Annotated in this window: 11 protein-coding genes and 1 tRNA gene; 5 read left to right on the forward strand and 7 right to left on the reverse strand. The window is 38.6% G+C overall.

Translation table 11 applies throughout. The features are described from left to right. Nucleotides 1-580: 580 nt before the first annotated feature. From pdhA to V7K50_RS01965, 4 genes are all read left to right on the forward strand, one after another. Nucleotides 581-1615 (forward strand): pyruvate dehydrogenase (acetyl-transferring) E1 component subunit alpha, encoded by a 1035-nt coding sequence (gene pdhA / locus V7K50_RS01950; protein WP_334803464.1) that lies wholly within the window; start codon nt 581-583, stop codon nt 1613-1615. Between the two features lie 102 nt (nt 1616-1717). Continuing rightward, a complete protein-coding gene (locus V7K50_RS01955) occupies nt 1718-2587 on the forward strand; it encodes an aldose epimerase family protein (protein ID WP_334956750.1) in 870 nt (289 codons plus the stop codon). A 61-nt stretch (nt 2588-2648) separates the two neighbouring features. Next, nucleotides 2649-2720 (forward strand) — tRNA-Lys (locus tag V7K50_RS01960). 400 nt (nt 2721-3120) lie between these two features. After that, a complete protein-coding gene (locus V7K50_RS01965) occupies nt 3121-3366 on the forward strand; it encodes a (2Fe-2S) ferredoxin domain-containing protein (RefSeq protein ID WP_334956752.1) in 246 nt (81 codons plus the stop codon). A 139-nt stretch (nt 3367-3505) separates the two neighbouring features. On the opposite strand, the gene V7K50_RS01970 is transcribed toward V7K50_RS01965, so the two are convergent. The 7 genes from V7K50_RS01970 to V7K50_RS02000 form a co-directional block, all read right to left on the reverse strand. Further along, nucleotides 3506-4084, reverse strand: coding sequence for a nuclear transport factor 2 family protein (locus tag V7K50_RS01970; protein ID WP_334956754.1), 579 nt, complete (start codon nt 4082-4084; stop codon nt 3506-3508). Between the two features lie 609 nt (nt 4085-4693). After that, the gene (locus tag V7K50_RS01975) at nt 4694-10120 is read right to left on the reverse strand and encodes a trifunctional serine/threonine-protein kinase/ATP-binding protein/sensor histidine kinase (RefSeq protein WP_334956756.1); all 5427 of its coding nucleotides are present in this window, start codon (nt 10118-10120) and stop codon (nt 4694-4696) included. Between the two features lie 352 nt (nt 10121-10472). Further along, on the reverse strand, nt 10473-11267 hold the full coding sequence (locus V7K50_RS01980) for an ABC transporter ATP-binding protein (protein ID WP_334956758.1): 795 nt from the start codon (nt 11265-11267) through the stop codon (nt 10473-10475). Nucleotides 11268-11568: 301 nt separating this feature from the next. Further along, entirely contained in the window at nt 11569-12492 is a 924-nt protein-coding gene (locus V7K50_RS01985) for a branched-chain amino acid ABC transporter permease (RefSeq protein ID WP_334956760.1), read from the reverse strand. Between the two features lie 249 nt (nt 12493-12741). After that, a complete protein-coding gene (locus V7K50_RS01990) occupies nt 12742-13293 on the reverse strand; it encodes a Uma2 family endonuclease (protein WP_334956762.1) in 552 nt (183 codons plus the stop codon). A 13-nt stretch (nt 13294-13306) separates the two neighbouring features. Further along, on the reverse strand, nt 13307-14257 hold the full coding sequence (locus V7K50_RS01995; RefSeq protein WP_334956764.1) for a branched-chain amino acid ABC transporter permease: 951 nt from the start codon (nt 14255-14257) through the stop codon (nt 13307-13309). A gap of 7 nt (nt 14258-14264) precedes the next feature. After that, complete coding sequence (locus V7K50_RS02000) at nt 14265-15518, reverse strand: ABC transporter substrate-binding protein (RefSeq protein WP_334956766.1); 1254 nt, start codon at nt 15516-15518, stop codon at nt 14265-14267. Between the two features lie 987 nt (nt 15519-16505). On the opposite strand from V7K50_RS02000, the gene V7K50_RS02005 reads away from it, so the two are divergent. Next, nucleotides 16506-17295 (forward strand): hypothetical protein (locus tag V7K50_RS02005; RefSeq protein WP_442944533.1); only part of this gene is annotated, 790 nt, incomplete at its 3' end.

Below are 17295 nucleotides of genomic sequence, written 5' to 3' on the forward strand. Positions count from 1 at the left end.
ATTGTTTGTCTTAATTCTTAGTATTTTTGTTTAACACCACTAATTATCAGCCTTCGATACCACAAACCACAACTACCGCTTTTAATCACGGCATAAATGTTGTGGTTGAAAGAATCTATTGATGATTGATTTTTTTGGGACTTTCCCAGTAGGCGGTAACAAAAATACCACTATTGGGGATGAGACCCTGATAACACGAGAAAAAAATCATATCATAATTAACCTTTAATTACAATTACCTATTTGGGTATAAAGACTTTTGCTGACTTTTTTTGAAATTGTTAATGGATATGCAGAAAGCAGTCTATGTTGATTGCTACTCTATGAAGGGGAATAGTGAGAGAGAAAAACTTAAAGCGGCAGATATTGCCGTTAGAGTCAAATCCTCATCGGGCATGGGCTGAAAAGTTAAAAATTAAAAATTAAAAATTCAGCTATTCCCTAAGACCCTTTTTTGGTGCATAAATAAAGTTTGATTGTTGAGTCTTACAAACGCTAGCCTGTTAAAAGCTGAGGTGTTATCAGACCAACTTATTTAAGACCGTAAGCTTAAGTTGTACAACAGGGATACTCAAAAATAATGGTTCAAGAGCGTACTTTACCCACATTTAATCCTGCTACTACGCATATTACTAAAGAAGAAGGGTTACGGTTGTATGAGGACATGGTATTAGGGCGCTTGTTTGAAGACAAGTGCGCTGAAATGTACTACAGGGGCAAAATGTTTGGTTTTGTCCATTTGTACAACGGTCAAGAAGCCGTTTGTAGTGGTGTTGTCCAGTCAATGCGACCGGGTGAAGATTACGTTTGTAGTACTTACCGCGACCACGTTCATGCTCTGAGTGCGGGTGTACCAGCAAGAGAGGTAATGGCAGAATTATTTGGCAAAGCCACAGGTTGCAGCAAAGGGCGCGGTGGTTCCATGCATATTTTTTCTGCCGAACATCGTATGCTGGGTGGCTACGCTTTTGTAGCTGAGGGAATTCCTGTAGCAGCTGGAGCGGCTTTTCAAAGCAAATACCGCCGCGAAGTGCTGGGAGATAAAAATGCTGACCAAGTGACAGCTTGCTTTTTTGGCGATGGTGCAGCTAATAACGGTCAGTTTTTTGAGACACTAAATATGGCAGCTTTATGGAAACTGCCAATTTTGTTTGTGGTCGAAAATAATAAGTGGGCTATTGGTATGTCTCACGAGCGAGCGACTTCCCAGCCAGAAATTTATAAAAAAGCCAGTGTATTTAACATGGTGGGCGTGGAAGTAGATGGTATGGATGTACTAGCAGTGCGAGCCGTGGCTCAAGAAGCTGTAGCCCGTGCGCGTGCAGGTGAAGGACCGACATTAATTGAAGCACTTACCTACCGCTTCCGAGGTCACTCCTTGGCTGACCCAGATGAAATGCGAAGCAAGGCGGAGAAAGAATTTTGGTTCGCCCGTGACCCAATTAAGAAGTTGGCAGCTTATTTGCTGGAGCAAAATCTGGCGGATGAGGGAGAAATTAAAGCCATTGACCGTAAAATTCAGGATGTAATCGACGAAGCAGTTAAGTTCGCCGAAAGCAGCCCCGAACCAGACCCCAGCGAGTTATATCGTTTCGTTTTTGCAGAAGACGAGTAATAAAGTTAGGAGTTAGGAGTTAGGAGTTATGAATTTTTAACTCTTAACTCACAACTCACAACTCCTAACTCCTAACTATCCTTATACCCAGGACTAAAATTTGTGTTTACCATTGCAGTTGAACAGCAACAATACAAAACCTACATCCTTTCAGATGAAACCACTGCTTCTCAATTGGAAGTGGTACCAGAACGCGGTGGGATCATCACCCGTTGGCGCATTCAAGGGCAAGAAATTTTCTACCTGGATACTGAACGCTTTACTCATCCTGAGTTGAGTGTCAGAGGTGGTAATCCAATTTTGTTTCCTATTTGTGGCAATCTACCAGATAATACTTACACTCATAACGGGCAAAAATATACTCTCAAACAACACGGTTTTGCCCGTGAATTACCGTGGTCAGCAACAGAACAAAAAACGGAAGATAAGGCTAGTCTGACTGTTGTTCTTAATAGCAACGAGCAAACTAAGGCTGTTTATCCTTTTGATTTTCAACTGGCTTTCACCTACGAACTTCAAGGTAATACCCTAGAAGTGCGTCAGCAGTATAAAAACTTGTCATCCACACCAATGCCCTTTTCGGCTGGTTTCCATCCCTACTTTTTGTGTGGTGATAAAACTCAGCTAAAGGTTGAAATTCCTTCTAAGCAGTATCAAGACAATCAAACTAAAGAAATTCACTCTTTTGACGGCAATTTTGACTTTAGCCGTGATGAAATTGATTTTGCCTTTGGACAGCTAACTAGTCAATCGGCCACTGCCATAGATCACAGCCGGAAATTAAAACTCACCTTGGATTATGATGATTTCTCTACCTGGCTGGTATTTTGGACGGTCAAAGGCAAAGAATTTTACTGTCTAGAACCGTGGAGTGCCACCCGTAACTCTCTCAATACTGGTGATAACCTGACTGTGTTAGCGCCAGGAGCTAGCCACACAGCATTTTTCAGGTTGACGGCTAATTTTTTCTAAATACCTTTACAAATCTACAGATGTTTATGCTATGATTGCAAAGTTGCGAAATGCAGCGAAAGGGTCGCTAACTCAACGGTAGAGTACTCGGCTTTTAACCGATTAGTTCCGGGTTCGAATCCCGGGCGACCCATATTTAAGGAAAAAATACTTGCTAAGTCTTTGAGGAGAAAGGTTAAGGCGGGTTTTATAGCATTTACTAACCTGCTCCCCCAGTCTTCTGGGGTGGAAATCAATGTTCATCTAGTTTTAGACGAAAAGCCAACGAGAGCATAACTTACGTATTGAGAGAAAACTGAGTATAAATCTTTTGGTTCATACCGCTCACGTAGCAAAAATCTGTGCGTAAGTTCTGTTACAGTAGCTCTTTCAAGGTGACTTAGAAAATCTCTGATTTCCTCTCTGCGCTGCGCCAGTTGCTTCTCCCAGGGGGAGAGGCTACGCGTAGCAAGATCCCCGGAGGGGTACAAGTCGGGTCACCGCAAGGGCGCACTGGCAACTCTATTGCCTCTGCGTGCTTGTGTGTTCACAATGTGCAAACGAGAGGCTCAACAGCTTCCGAAGATTTGGAGAATTGGTTAAAATCTCGTTTAAAATTTGAGGGATTATGGGGTGAATTTCGGGTTGTTAGCACCAGTTGTTTAGGGGTTTGTCCACAGATGGGTATTACTGTTGTTATTGCCAGTAATGGAAGTAGAGGTAATAGTCCGTGCCTAATTGTCAATCCTCAGAGCGATCGTGAACTTATTTACTTATACATCAAACAGAATAAAAAGTAATTTTTACTTTTTAATTTTGCCTTATATGGTGTGAAATATAGCAATCCTAAATTATTCGTTAACAACAAGATACCCGACTTTTTAGAGAAGTCGGGTATCTGAGTTTTGTGATTTTCAGAAATCAAATAGGATTGCTATATTAGTGCTTGAAGCCAGACATTTTTGGTTTTACAAAGGAATTAGTGCTTCGGGCATTAGTGCTTGAAGAATCAATTGTCGGTGAACTGAGATTCAAGAAATCGATGAGTTTGAGAGTGCGTTTACTAATTTTCCAGCGCCCCCTTTCGTTGACAACTTCATCTTCATAAGTGCCATTAGCGACATCAATACTAGTTTCTGAACGTTTATGAGTTGCATGAAGGTAAGAAGACATTGCTACTTTACCATTTTTAAACGAAATGTTTATCGTACCCATCAAGTGTTGGGTAGCTGTATAACCATTGCCTTGAAATACTGAATAGACAAAATCTGCCCAAGCATCTGTCCCATAACTTGTTTGAGTTGTCCCATCAGGAAAAATGGCAGTGAGGACTGCATTTTGAGTAAAACAATCCCGATAAATATTCTTTCCCTCTGGGAGATTTCCTCTACCAATAGCATCAGTTCCCAACGAATAACAGGATGTTAATTGTTGAATCTCAAATTCGGCGTTAGGTTGAGTTGCACTTGCTAGTTGAAACTTACCTCCAACAAACAGCACAAGAGTAACTGCAAGCACAATCAATGTGATCCGATTTAGCAAAAACGAGATAGCCTTTGAAACTATTCGCCCACTTTCTCTTCTTTTTTCCACAAGATGACTCCCTTAATTGTTACGATTTTCGCATCTTATACTTGACATAGATATTTTTTAAACTAATAATTTTAGCTCAAATAAATATCTAAAATACTTGCATACTTTGCTAGGATCGAAATTTTATATTCACTAGAAAATAGATTTCTACTGAATGATAAAATTAGTACAAGATTTGATGTATACGATTAGTTATAACAGTTAATTAAAATTTTGTAAGTGTTAATTAAAACTAAGTTTGTGTTGATTTGATTAAGTAATAAAGTTACCACTTACATAATTTTATTTTACCAAGTATCAGTTATAGCAATTATAGATAATTCATCATAAGCTACCGACTTCTTTAACCTGACTTTTCATGTTATGTGGAAAAGCCCATGAAAGACCTAACCCCTTCCCGACACGGGAAAGGGGAAAATTCAAAGTCTCTCTCCTAGAAGGAGAGAGAAATAGAAGTGAGGTTTTCCAGATACCGTGAAAAGTCAGCTTATTTAAAAAAGTTGGAAATCTGCGGCTATAACTATCAAAACTCCCTTATTCTCCCAAAATTGGAATAGAAATTATAAATTCTGTTCCTTGTCCCAAGACTGACTCACAAATCAAACTTCCTCCATGATTTTCTACTATAATTTGCCGACTAATAGATAATCCTAATCCCGTACCTTTTCCTACACATTTGGTAGTAAATAAATTTTGAAAAATACAGTTTTTAACTTCTTCTTTCATTCCTTTGGCATTATCCTGAATCTTAATTATTATGTTTTCATTTTCCACTTCTAGATTAGTTTTAATAGTAATAGTATTCGGATATTTTTCTTGAATTTCTAAAAAATTACGACCGATATTTGCTTCTTCTAAAGCATCAATTGCATTTGCAATTATATTCATAAAGACCTGATTTAATTGCCCCAAGTAGCATTTTACTGATGGAATATATGCATAGTTTTTAATGATTTGAATGGCGGGACGATTATGATCGGCTTTCAGACGATGCTGTAAAATCAACAAAGTACTATCAATGCCTTCATGGATATTAGCTAACACTTTAGAGGTAGTATCAGCGCGGGAAAAAGTACGGAGAGAGGTACTAATATTACGAATGCGCTGTGTGCCAACTGTCATCCCATCAATCATTTTTGGTAAATCTTTTAGCAGAAAATCTATATCTATTTCTTCGGCTTTTTCTTCAATTTCTGCACCAGGATTGGGGAATTTTTCCCGGTACAGTTGCAGATAGTCTATTAAATCTTTAACGATATCTTTTGCTTGGGCGATACTACCTGTAATAAAACCAATGGGGTTGTTAATTTCGTGTGCTACTCCTGCAACCAAATTACCTAGAGAAGACATTTTTTCACTTTGGATAAGTTGTAGTTGCGCCTCTTGCAAATCTTTTATGGATTGTTCTAATTCCCGAGATTTATCTTGTGCCCTTGTGTACAAGCTAGCATTTTCTATGGCAATCGCCATTTGAGAAACTAAGACTTTTAATACCTCTACCCTTTCTAGAACAAAAGCTCCTGATGATAACTGGTTTTCTAAATAGATAATACCAGTCAGCTGTGATTGGTACATAATGGGCAAACAAAATATTGACTTTGTTTGAGATTTCTGAATATAGATATCAAAGTTAAAAGGTTCTGTCAGTACAGCATCATTCAACACAATATATTGCTGAGTTCGGAAAACGTAATTAATTACAGAAAGTGCTAAATCCTGATAGGTTTCAACAGGGATAGAGCGTAAAACTGTCACCGTATCGTCAGCAGCATTTCCAGAAGCTTCGATATATAAATGATTATCTTTAAGTAGTAGTAGTACTGCTTTTTGTGCAGCAGCATTTTCTAGTAAAATTTTGATCAGCTTGCTTAATAAGTTTTCTAAAACAATTTCATTGGTAATCGCTTGCGAAAATTTGATGAATGCATTAAAATCTACAAAATCGCTCAAGTTGGTATTAGTTGTAGTTCTAGTTGTAAGATGAATTGGATCTATTTTTGAAGTACTATTTTCTATAGTAGTAGTTTGTCCTACTAAAAAAGGATACTTTGATTCTAAGTATTTAACTTTAGTGATCGCACCCCAACGAATACAGGCATAATAGGCTTTAGTTATGTAAGTTTGATGAATTAACTCTTTGCCTAGAGACTGATAAAATTTTCCAGCTAACTCATAAGCTAAAGCTTCTTCTTGGAGAAAACCATTTTCTTGAGATTTGGCAATAGAGTTTTCATAGTAGTCCATTGCTTCCAGCTTTTGACCTAAAACTTGATACCGTTCTGCCTCCACAAGATAAAATCTATGTAAGTGGTTCGTGGGAGCATGAGTAGCCCAGAGTTGCATCTTTTGCTGATTAGCTTGAACTTTTTCTAAAATAGCTTGCTTGTCAGACTCTTTAGCAGTATGATATATTGCCAAGTGGGTTAAAGAATCGTAGAAATAGAAGAGTGGAACAACAAATAACCCTGTAACACCACCTAAAGATTTTTCTGCGATCGCAGCATTTTCTACAGCTTTCAAATAGTCCCCAAATATGTAAGAGAGCATTAGCTTATTAACAAATAAATGATTAATTGTGTAAAGATCATTTACTTGCTGATGAATTGGCAGCATACTTTGCTCGTCATAGGCTTCTCCAATTAAACAGTCCACATTTTCAAAATTTCCTTTCAAGTTTAAAACTGTTTGCAAATATACTAAATTCCAAGTTAAAGCTACTTGTTGCTTGATTTTTTTCAGCGAATCACAATAAGCTATCAATTCTTTTTCTAAAACCCAAAGTTCCTTACCTAGCCAAAATGAATGATAGGGATAAATGTAACCACAATAGCCAGCATATTCTAAATCTCCAGTTTCCAGACCACTAGAATAACCTGCCATTGATGATGTTAATGTCTCCCTAACATGCTCTTTCCAATGCATAACATGGGCGCTAACAACCGTCAAAATCTTAGCCTTAAGTTCTTCAGCGTTAAATTGTGACACCAATGTAGAAGCTAATTTCCCAAATTCATAGCCAGAATTAATTTCTCCTTGAACTCCACAAAGAAGTAATCCATAAAGACTATAACCATAAGCAGATACAGCCGTATTCCCATACATTAAAGATAAATTAACCATTTTACAGACAATAATTGGCATCATTGCCGGAGCAGTTTGAAAAGCCGCAGGGAGAACTCCCATTAAGATTCTCATAGCTGCAATCTTTTTAGGATCAGTCATTAATGGTAAGTTAATTAAATCTCCAATGGCTTTACCTTTCAAAGAAGTAGCGATTTCATCCATCCCTTGCTGAATATCAGTTGATGTCGCTTCATCTGGAAAACTTATTCCTAACAATTGCAAAATTGATACTGCTATTTGAATGGCTTCCAATTGTTTGCTTTGAATTATAGAAGCGATAATCTGTACTTCATAGACTTTCACTTTATCTAAAAGGACTTTAGCTTCTTGCTGCACCACCTCAGCCCATTGTTGCATCTGCTCAAAATTACCACCCAGATAGGCTACCTCTGCGGCTCCTTCATATAAACCGATGGCTAAGGTATATTCAGTTTGCCAAGGGTCTATATTTAAAAGTTTTATCCCATTTGTGAAGTACTTAAGAGCCGCTTCGTAAGCTGTAGAAGCTTTAGCTTTTCGTCCGGCAATTAAATTTAATCGTGCCAATTCAGTTTTTTCAGATTGCTCTATCAGGTTAACAATACCGACATTCAACTGATTGACGATATCAAAAATATTGGCTTCTATTTCCTCTTTAGGTATATTTTGGAGAAGCAATTGCCCAATTTTCAGGTGAGTAGATTTCTTAAGTTCTTCTGGAATTAACGAATATGCTGCTTGTTGTACTCTGTCATGCAAGAACTTGTAACCCACTCGTGAAGTGTCAAAATTTAAATTAACGGCTTCTTCCTGATTAAAAACTAAAGGAATGCGGTAAGCTTCACTTAAAGGTAGAATTAATCCCGCTTGCAAAGCCGAGTGTAATTCATTTGCTGTCAAAGAAGGTGATTTTTCATTGACTATCGATAAAACATCCAGACTAAATCTGTCACCCACACAAGCTGCTAATTTTAAAATATCTTGGGTGAACTTTGGTAGTTTTTCAACTCGGCTGGCAACTAACTCAACTACATTCTTATCAGTAATTCCAATTGCTTGAATATCCTCTATACTCCATTGCCATTTAGTATTAATGAAGTCAAAATTTAACAGACTTTCTTGATGAAGTGCTTGAATTAGTTGGGTGATGAAAAATGGATTTCCACCTGTTTTATTCGAAATTAACTCAGCTAATTTAATAATTTCCTTGTTAAAGACTTTGGTTTCTTCATCCTGGTTAAGCTCTGTTTCTTGGAGAGTTTCGGCAACTAGCTGAGTTACATTATCTAAATTTAAAGCTTCCAATACAAGATTATTAACAACCGTGCCACTATTCTTAATTTCTTCTATTTTTTGGATTAAAGGATGTGCCGCACTAACTTCATTATCTCTGTATGCCCCAATAAATAATAGATATTTGCTGTCGGTGTCACTTATGAGCAGTTGGATTAAATTTAAGGTAGCTGAATCTGCCCATTGCAAATCATCTAAAAAGATCACTAAGGGGTGTTCTTTTTGAGTAAAAACTTGGATAAATTCTTTAAAAACATGATTGAAGCGATTTTGTGATTCTGTTGCTCCAATTTTAGCAACTTCTGGCTGTGTACCGATGATTAACTCTACTTCTGGAATTACATCAGTAATGACTTTTCCATTTGTTCCTAAAGCTGATAATATTTTATTACGCCATGCTTCTATTTTTTGATTATTCTCTGTCAGCAAGTACCGCATTAAATAAGCAAAAGCTTGAATTAAAGAAGCATAAGGTATATTCCGTTTTAATTGGTCAAATTTACCAGAAATAAAGTAACCTTGCCTACGAGTAATGGGTTTATTAACTTCGTTGACTAGAACTGATTTACCAATACCAGAATAACCAGAAACTAGCATCATTTCACTAGTTCCAGATGTAACGCGCTCAAATGCAGCTAAGAGTTCATTAACTTGTTCTTCACGGCCATATAATTTTTGAGGTATTAATAACTGGCTTAAAATATCTAAACGGCCTGGAACAAAATTAGTAATTGTACCCTTGGTTTCTAACTGGTTCAGGCATAACTCTAAATCTGCTAATAATCCTGTAGCACTTTGATATCTGTCTTCCGCATTTTTCGACATCAGCTTCATGACAATTTCAGAGACGGCGGTAGGAATTTGTGAATTTAATGACTGTGGGTTTATCGCTTGAACGGCAATGTGACTATAAACTACTTCTAAGGGATCTTGGCTAAAAAATGGTATTTTATCAGTGAGCATTTCATATAAAGTCACACCAAGAGAATAAAAGTCGGTGCGATAATCAAGAATGCGGTTCATTCTCCCAGTTTGTTCAGGAGACATATAGGCAATTGTACCTTCAACACAGTTAGGGTTATTAAATTGGGGATTTTCTTTATTGAGGCGGGAGGCTATACCAAAGTCAGTGAGTTTAACAATACCTGTCTGGGAGTTAATGATAATGTTACTGGGTTTGATATCTTTATGAATAATCTGGTGCTTATGCAAATAATCTAAGGCTTTAGTCAGTTGAATAGCAATATTTAAATGGTTAATTAAGTCAAGTTTCCCTGTTTGTAGCAGTTGAGTTAAAGACTGGCCATCAAAGTCTTCCAACAACAGTCCCACACGATTTTGAAAGGTTTCTAGACTGATAGCTTTAATTATATTAGGATGGTCTAAACCTTGCTGAATTTGATACTCATTTTTCAGGCGAGTAAAGGCTTCGAGAGTCGGATATTCGTTTTTAAGCAGCTTGAGGATAACTGGCTGTTGTGTCTTTGGCTTTTGTGTTTGATAAATAATTGTTTGGATTCCTTCGTGGAGAGTCGAGTTTATTTGGTATCCAGTACGATTTGGCATTGATTTTTGACTATAAAGTTACAAAATTAGCATCACCCCCCCTTCTGTCGTGAAAGGGGTTCTAGTTTAATTATTCCCAGTGGTAGAAAATTATTAACATTAGACATCTGGTGAAAAAGAATGTAGAGACGTAGCACTGCTACGTCTCTACAAGGGTTCTGGATAACGCATATTTAAATTCGGTCGATGTCTATTAAGCATCCTGTGACAAAAGTAGCAGATCCGATTTACTCCTTTAACAGTCTGATGGTCAGATCATAGCCTTGCTCTCCATTGTTAGCTGAATCAGAGATGCTTGAGCGATCGCTGTGAGTTCTTTAGACGAATTGGTGAGGATTTTTTGTCAAAAAATTCATTCATTTCCCAAATAAGCTTCAATTACAGCCGGATCATTTCTGACTATAGATGGTTCACCCAGTGCAATCAATTGCCCAAAATCTAATACAGCAATGCGATCGCACAACCCCATAACCAATGGTACATGGTGTTCTATCAGGATGATCGTTAAATTGAAGCGATCGCGCAGACTACGGATAAATGCACTCAATTGCTGCTTTTCGTTGGGGTTCATCCCCGCCGCCGGTTCATCGAGAAGTAAGATTTGCGGTTTTAATGCTAAAGCGCGGGCAATTTCTAGCCGACGCTGATCGCCATAGGCAAAGTTTTTGGCTTTTTCCGTGGCGCGATCGCTCAATCCCACCAAATCTAATAAATCTAAAGCTTTTCGCTTAGTTTTCAATTCTTCACTAGGCGCTGGTGGTAATCCCAAAACTCCTGTAATCATATTACTTTTAGTGTGTAAATGTCGGGCGATTATCACATTTTCTAACGCCGATAATTCACCAAACAAGCGGATATTTTGAAAGGTACGGGCGATACCTAAAGCAGCAATTTGATGAGGACGTAGTTGAGAAATTTCTGCACCTTGATAAATTAATTTACCGCCAGAAGGGGGAATGAATGCAGTAATCAAATTAAACAGTGTTGTTTTGCCCGCACCATTAGGGCCAATCAGTCCAAAAATCTCATATTTATTTACACTAAAAGATAGATTATTTACTGCTACTAAACCACCAAAGCGGCGAGTCAATGCTCTTGCTTCTAAAACAATACTGCTGTTAGTTGCTTGAATACTATGTGATGTCATGTCTGCCAAATTACCCGTAATAAAAGAACCCCAACCCCTCCTCGCATGAGAGGATCGAAAGCGCAGCTTTGGCCTGACTTTTCACGTTATGTGGAAAAGCCAGGGAAAACCTAACCCCCTAACCCCCTTCCCTACAAGGGAAGGGGGAAAATTCAAAGTCTCTCTCCTTTTAGGAGAGAGAAATAGAAGTGAGGTTTTCCAGATCCCGTGAAAAGTCAGAGCTTTGGCGAGGTAGGGTTCCGGGTATTATGTTTAATTGCCCAGACATCATCTGACGTTTTTGCATATTATTATGAATAGTTCATTTTTGGGTTTTGCGTCTTTGGAAAATATCTGGAGTAATTAGCCCTTGGGGGAAAAAGATTGTACCTATTACTATTAGGAAGCCAAAAATAATTAATCTACCATCTCGCAAAAATTGTGCTAACCAATTAGGTAAACCCCCAGTATCAGCGAGGCTTCGCAGAATCTCTGGTAAAGCTGTAAATACCATACCTCCGACTACCGGACCTAAAAAACTTCTCGAACCACCAATTAAAACAAAAGTTAAATATATAATACTGGCATCAAAAGTACCTTGACGAGCATTCCAGGTATTGAGAAAATGAGCGCTAATTGCACCTACAATCCCTGCAAGCATAGCCCCTAATGCAAATGCCAAAACTTTGTAATAAGTGGGATTAATACCCATTGCACCGGCAGCTAATTCATCTTCGCGGATAGCGATAAAAGCCCTTCCGACGCGGATTCTTTCTAAACGATAAAGTAGCACCATACTAATTAATAGTAAAGGCAGAGCAATCCATAAATATTCAAGTTGTGTTTGGAAAGGTTGCGGAATGCCAAAAATTCCCACAGCACCGCCTGTAATATCCAGATTTAGGGCAATGACGCGCAGAACTTCTACAAAAGCGATAGTAGCGATCGCTAAATAAATTCCTCGCAACCTCAAAGCTGGAATTCCCACTATTACACCCAATAAACCACAAGTTACACCAGCAATTAACATTTCCAATAACAACAATGGAAGGGGAAATAAACTACTGCTAGATGTCAAAACTTTTGTGGATAAAATTGCCGCAATATATCCACCTAAAGCATAAAATCCTGGACTAGCTAAAGACAATTGTCCTGTCATTAGCGGTAAGTAAAGCGATAACCCTAATAAGGACCCCAATACCATAGAGACAATTAGAGAACCGTAGGTAGCAAAAAATTCAGGCATTTTAAAACATTTTGATTAAGTTTAATCAAACTATCGCTTTTATCAACTATAGCGGTTATCGCTTGCATAGAATACAGACCTAACCCCCAGCCCCTTCCCTGCAAGGGAAGGGGAGTAAGCTCAAAGCCTCTCTCCTTTTAGGAGAGAGGTTTGGAGAGAGGTCACAGAGTGTATTGCATCCAAATAAGAACTGCTATATTAAGCTGTTAATATTTGCTCTGCTGTCAGCGCCAGTTCAGGAAAAGTTCGTCAAACAATTCGTTCTGAACCTCTAAAATGTGTGCGTTGATATTTACCCTCATTATCTAATAGAAAAACAAATACAGCCGGAACTTTTGGATTTCCCAAATACTCTCTTAGACCGATTGCTAAATAATCTACAATCCAATATTCTGTAATACCTAAGCGTTGATATTCATCTAATTTATCAATGTAGTCATCTTCCCAATTAGTTGATGTCACTTCTATAGCTAACTGGATGGGTTCTTCAAGTGCAGAGTAAGCAGAACGATTTGAGCGCCATGTATCTTTATCTATGACACTTACATCAGGCTTGCGCCCTTGTTCTATTCCATCAGCAGTTATCGTTTTCAGTAACACTGTGTTTGTTACTACGTAATTTAGGTTAATTCGCCTAATTTCATTATTGAAAGAGTCAGCGATAAAATCAGCGACATCATCATGATTTCTGGTTGCACACACTTCTACAATTTCTCCATCGACAAGTTCATATAAACCTTCTTCTGGACACTGTTCTAAAAATTCCTCAAAAGTTAATTTTTGTTTGGTGGATGTTTTCATAGCACTACTCTTTTTAAACTTTCTGAATAAACCGTCGTCCTAGCAAACCTTGGGGTCTAACTAATAGCATGATAAACAAAATCGCAAAGGCTACTGCATCTTTATATCCAGAGTATTCGGCGGGTACAAACGCCTCTACTAATCCAATTAACAAACCTCCTAAGACTGCACCGGGAATACTACCTAAACCACCTAAGACAATTACCGCTAAACCCCGTAAACCAAAAGCAATGCCGAAATATGGGCCTGCAATACTAACACTAGAGGCGACTAAAGTTCCTGCTAATCCTGCTAAAAAACTGCTGATGAAGAATGTTAGGATGATAAAGCGATCGCTATTAATTCCTAACAAACTAGCTGTGGTTGGATCTTCTGCGATCGCTTGCATTGCTTTACCATATTTGGTGCGATTGATAAAATAGGTGAGAATTGACACAATCACAACTGACACAGTAAAAATTACCACCTGAACACTACGAATCGGAATTGGGTTTTCTGGACTACCAAAGTTAATCGCAGGTGGTAAATTACCATAAGTATTTGCGGGGTATGTGTAACTTTCAGCGCCTACTAAATACTGGATTAAATTCACAATTACCACTGCTACCCCCAAGCTGGAAACAACAGTTAGTAAAGGATCAGATCCTTGACGGCGCAAAGGTTGAAAAGCAACACGTTCCATCACTACCCCTACCAATCCCGCCAAGGTACTTCCTAAAATCAAGGATATAGCAAATGGTAATTTTATCGGTAGGGCTGCATTCGCCAACAAGCCATTAAATCCAAAGTTACCACCCATGAGTGCATAAGTAAAATATGCACCCAAGGTAAAAATCGCGCCATGAGCTAAATTAATGATACCCAAAATAGAATAAACCAAGGTATATCCTAAGGCAAAAATTGCATAGACGCTACCTATGGATAACCCATTTAATAATTGCTGCAAAAATAGATTGATATTCATTTAGCAATTATTTGAGAAATGTGAACTTACCTTGACTCCCGTCTTTTGCCATCTTGATTTGCGCTACATAGAAATCTTTTTGCACAACTTCACCTATGGGAGTAAAACCAATTTCACCTAATGGTGTATTGTATTCTCCGATAAGTATCTGTTTATTTAGTTCTGTCCGTAATTCTGGTAGCTGTAATTTGTTGACTTTACTCTTTTTATCTAAAGCTTGGAGTGCTTCAACATAAACCTGCACTGCTGTAAAAGCTTGAGCGCTAAATTGGGGTGGCTCTTTTTTGTATTCGTCAGTATAGGCTTTACGAAATGCAGCGTTAATTTCACCTGGATGTTCTGGACTGTAGGCTTGAGCAATCAACACGCCATCACAAAGTGCTTTACAAACTGGCAATAAATTCGATGTATTTAGACCATTTCCACCGACAATTAAGCCTTTATAACCTAGTTCGCGCAATTGTCGGACTAAATTACCACCATCAGCAGCCAAGCCCGAAATAATCACTAAATCTGGTTTCAGATTAATCCCATTAGTAGCTTGGCTTTGAAAATCTGTATCACTGGTTTGAAACTTTTGTACTGTTACTAATTCCAGTCCTTGATCCTTAACTGTTTGCTGAAAAATTTCCGTTTCTGACTTGCTAAATGCATCATTTTGAGCATAGAAAACTGCGACTTTTTTAAGTTGAGGGTTTTGCTTAAGTGCAGCTTTTACCGAATTAGGCGCGACGATGGAAACTGGTGCAGAAACACGAGCAATGTAATCACCAATTTCGGGAATGCCTTTAGCTGTATTCGATGGTCCAATAATTGGTACTTTTGCCCGTTCACCAATGGGATCAGCACTAAAGGCTTGCTGTGACAAAGTTGGGCCGACAATTCCGACAACTTTATCTTTGTTAATTAAAGTTTGAAAAGCATTAATTGCCCCTGCTTCATCACCGCTAGTATCTTGAAACACCAATTTAATTGGTGTGCCATTAATACCACCTTTACTATTAAAATACTTCTCGGCAAGTTTGGCTCCAGCCACTTCCTCTTGACCTAGTAATGCCACATTGCTAGTTTGAGCAACAGCAATACCGATAGGAATGGCAGTGCCCGTTGTCGCTGTGGTATCGCTTGGAGTGTTATTTTTGGTAATATTCGGACTATTAGTTGGAGAATTTGTCACGGGGCTAGTGCCACCACCACAGCCTGTTAGTAGCAAAGCGCAAGTTGATAATAATGCTGAAGTCCTAGCGATCGCGTTGTTCATCGTTGGATAATCATCTAGTTATGAGATATTCGGCAAAAGCTCATAATCTGCAAACAAGATGACGCAGATTCATACTTTTGCACGAATTCTATTAAATCATTCTTATTTCACCACGCAAAGACAAATATTCAAAGTCTTTCTAAATACAAATTATTATAATTAGCAATCATTTTATTATTTGCAGGTAAAACTTGGGAATCGTTAAGCTTAAGCGCTGTCAGGTGTCAGATGTTCGAGTCCAACTTAGGTGTCTCAACTCATGCAGCCCATTAGCGACTGAGTATCAGACTAAGGGACTTCCAGATAAATAAATATCCCATCGCTTTTAAGGCAGGGGAGCAGGGGGCAGGGAGCAGGGGGAGAAAAAGCCGTTTTGAAGGAGTGAAATTGGATAATTTATTTCTTGGAGTTCCCTAAGAGGATGTTTTAAAAGTGGTTGGCTGTAATTTTAGGCACTTGTTGATCCCCCCTAACCCACGCCAGTCGCTCTACTTGGGGAGACCCCATCGCTTTTAGCGTCTCCCTTTGGAAGAAGACCGCGCTGGCTCCCTTTAAAAAGGGGGGAACTGGAATCAAAGTCCCCCAATTTATCGGGGGATTTAGGGGGATCTAAAACTTTTTGCTACCGACCAGAGGACTTTTAAAACAACCTCTAAGTTAATGTATGATTTCTTCAGATTTAAACTCTGAATATAAACAAAGTTTTACCTAAAACTTACTTTGATATACTTTAATTCGATCCTATTGATGCAACATCTGATAGCAGCAGTTTTATCACACCAAGATTGTGAGTTTGAACTAGATAATGTAAAGGTTTGTAACTGATTTCCGTAGCTCTAGAACTGAAACTGAATCCAAAATAGGTACGTGATTTCATCGTACAATATAAGTCAAACTGAAAGAAAAATTCAGGAGTTAAAACTTTACATCTCTCCAAATCTTTGCAACAAAAGACAGAGCAGTATTAAGGAGAAAGACATTAGTTTTATGAAAAGAAAATTTCCAATTTTAGCAGGCGCAACGTCGGTAATTTTATCCCTGGTAAGCCAACCAGTTCTTGCTGCTTGGAGTGGACCTCAGAATCTGGGAGGTGTAGCCACCTCAAATCCTAGTTGTACTACCTTAGTTGGAGGTGCTATTTGTGCCGTCCGAGGAACCGATAATGCACTTTATGTGAATCGGTTTAATGGCAGTTTTTGGAGTGGGTATCAGAGTCTGGGAGGTATAGTCACCTCAAATCCTAGTTGTACTTCCTTAGTTGGAGGTGCTATCTGTGCCGTCCGAGGAACCGATAATGCACTTTATGTGAATCGGTTTAATGGCAGTTCCTGGAGTGGGTATCAGGGTCTGGGAGGTATAGTCACCTCAAATCCTAGTTGTACTTCATTCTTAGGTACAAGTCAGGCTATCTGTGCCGTCCGAGGAAGCGATAATGCACTTTATGTGAATCGGTTTAATGGCAGTTCCTGGAGTGGGTATCAGAGTCTGGGAGGTATAGTCACCTCAGATCCTAGTTGTACTTCCTTAGGTGGAGGTGCTATCTGTGCCGCCCGAGGAAGCGATAATGCACTTTATGTGAATCGGTTTAATGGCATTTCCTGGAGTGGGTATCAGGGTCTGGGAGGTATAGTCACCTCAAATCCTAGTTGTACTTCCTTAATTGGAGGTGCTATCTGTGCCGTCCGAGGAAGCGATAATGCACTTTATGTGAATCGGTTTAATGGCATTTCCTGGAGTGGGTATCAGGGTCTGGGAGGTATAGTCACCTCAAATCCTA

The sequence above is a fragment of the Nostoc sp. genome (assembly GCF_036917135.1).
In the GTDB taxonomy this organism is placed as follows: domain Bacteria; phylum Cyanobacteriota; class Cyanobacteriia; order Cyanobacteriales; family Nostocaceae; genus Nostoc.

Excerpts from the sequence above, each read along its gene's own strand:
- pdhA (WP_334803464.1), top strand. The coding sequence starts at position 581 with ATGGTTCAAGAGCGTACTTTACCCACATTTAATCCTGCTACTACGCAT.
- V7K50_RS01975 (WP_334956756.1), bottom strand. The coding sequence starts at position 10,120 with ATGCCAAATCGTACTGGATACCAAATAAACTCGACTCTCCACGAAGGA.
- V7K50_RS01980 (WP_334956758.1), bottom strand. The coding sequence starts at position 11,267 with ATGACATCACATAGTATTCAAGCAACTAACAGCAGTATTGTTTTAGAA.
- V7K50_RS01985 (WP_334956760.1), bottom strand. The coding sequence starts at position 12,492 with ATGCCTGAATTTTTTGCTACCTACGGTTCTCTAATTGTCTCTATGGTA.
- V7K50_RS01990 (WP_334956762.1), bottom strand. The coding sequence starts at position 13,293 with ATGAAAACATCCACCAAACAAAAATTAACTTTTGAGGAATTTTTAGAA.
- V7K50_RS01995 (WP_334956764.1), bottom strand. The coding sequence starts at position 14,257 with ATGAATATCAATCTATTTTTGCAGCAATTATTAAATGGGTTATCCATA.
- V7K50_RS02000 (WP_334956766.1), bottom strand. The coding sequence starts at position 15,518 with ATGAACAACGCGATCGCTAGGACTTCAGCATTATTATCAACTTGCGCT.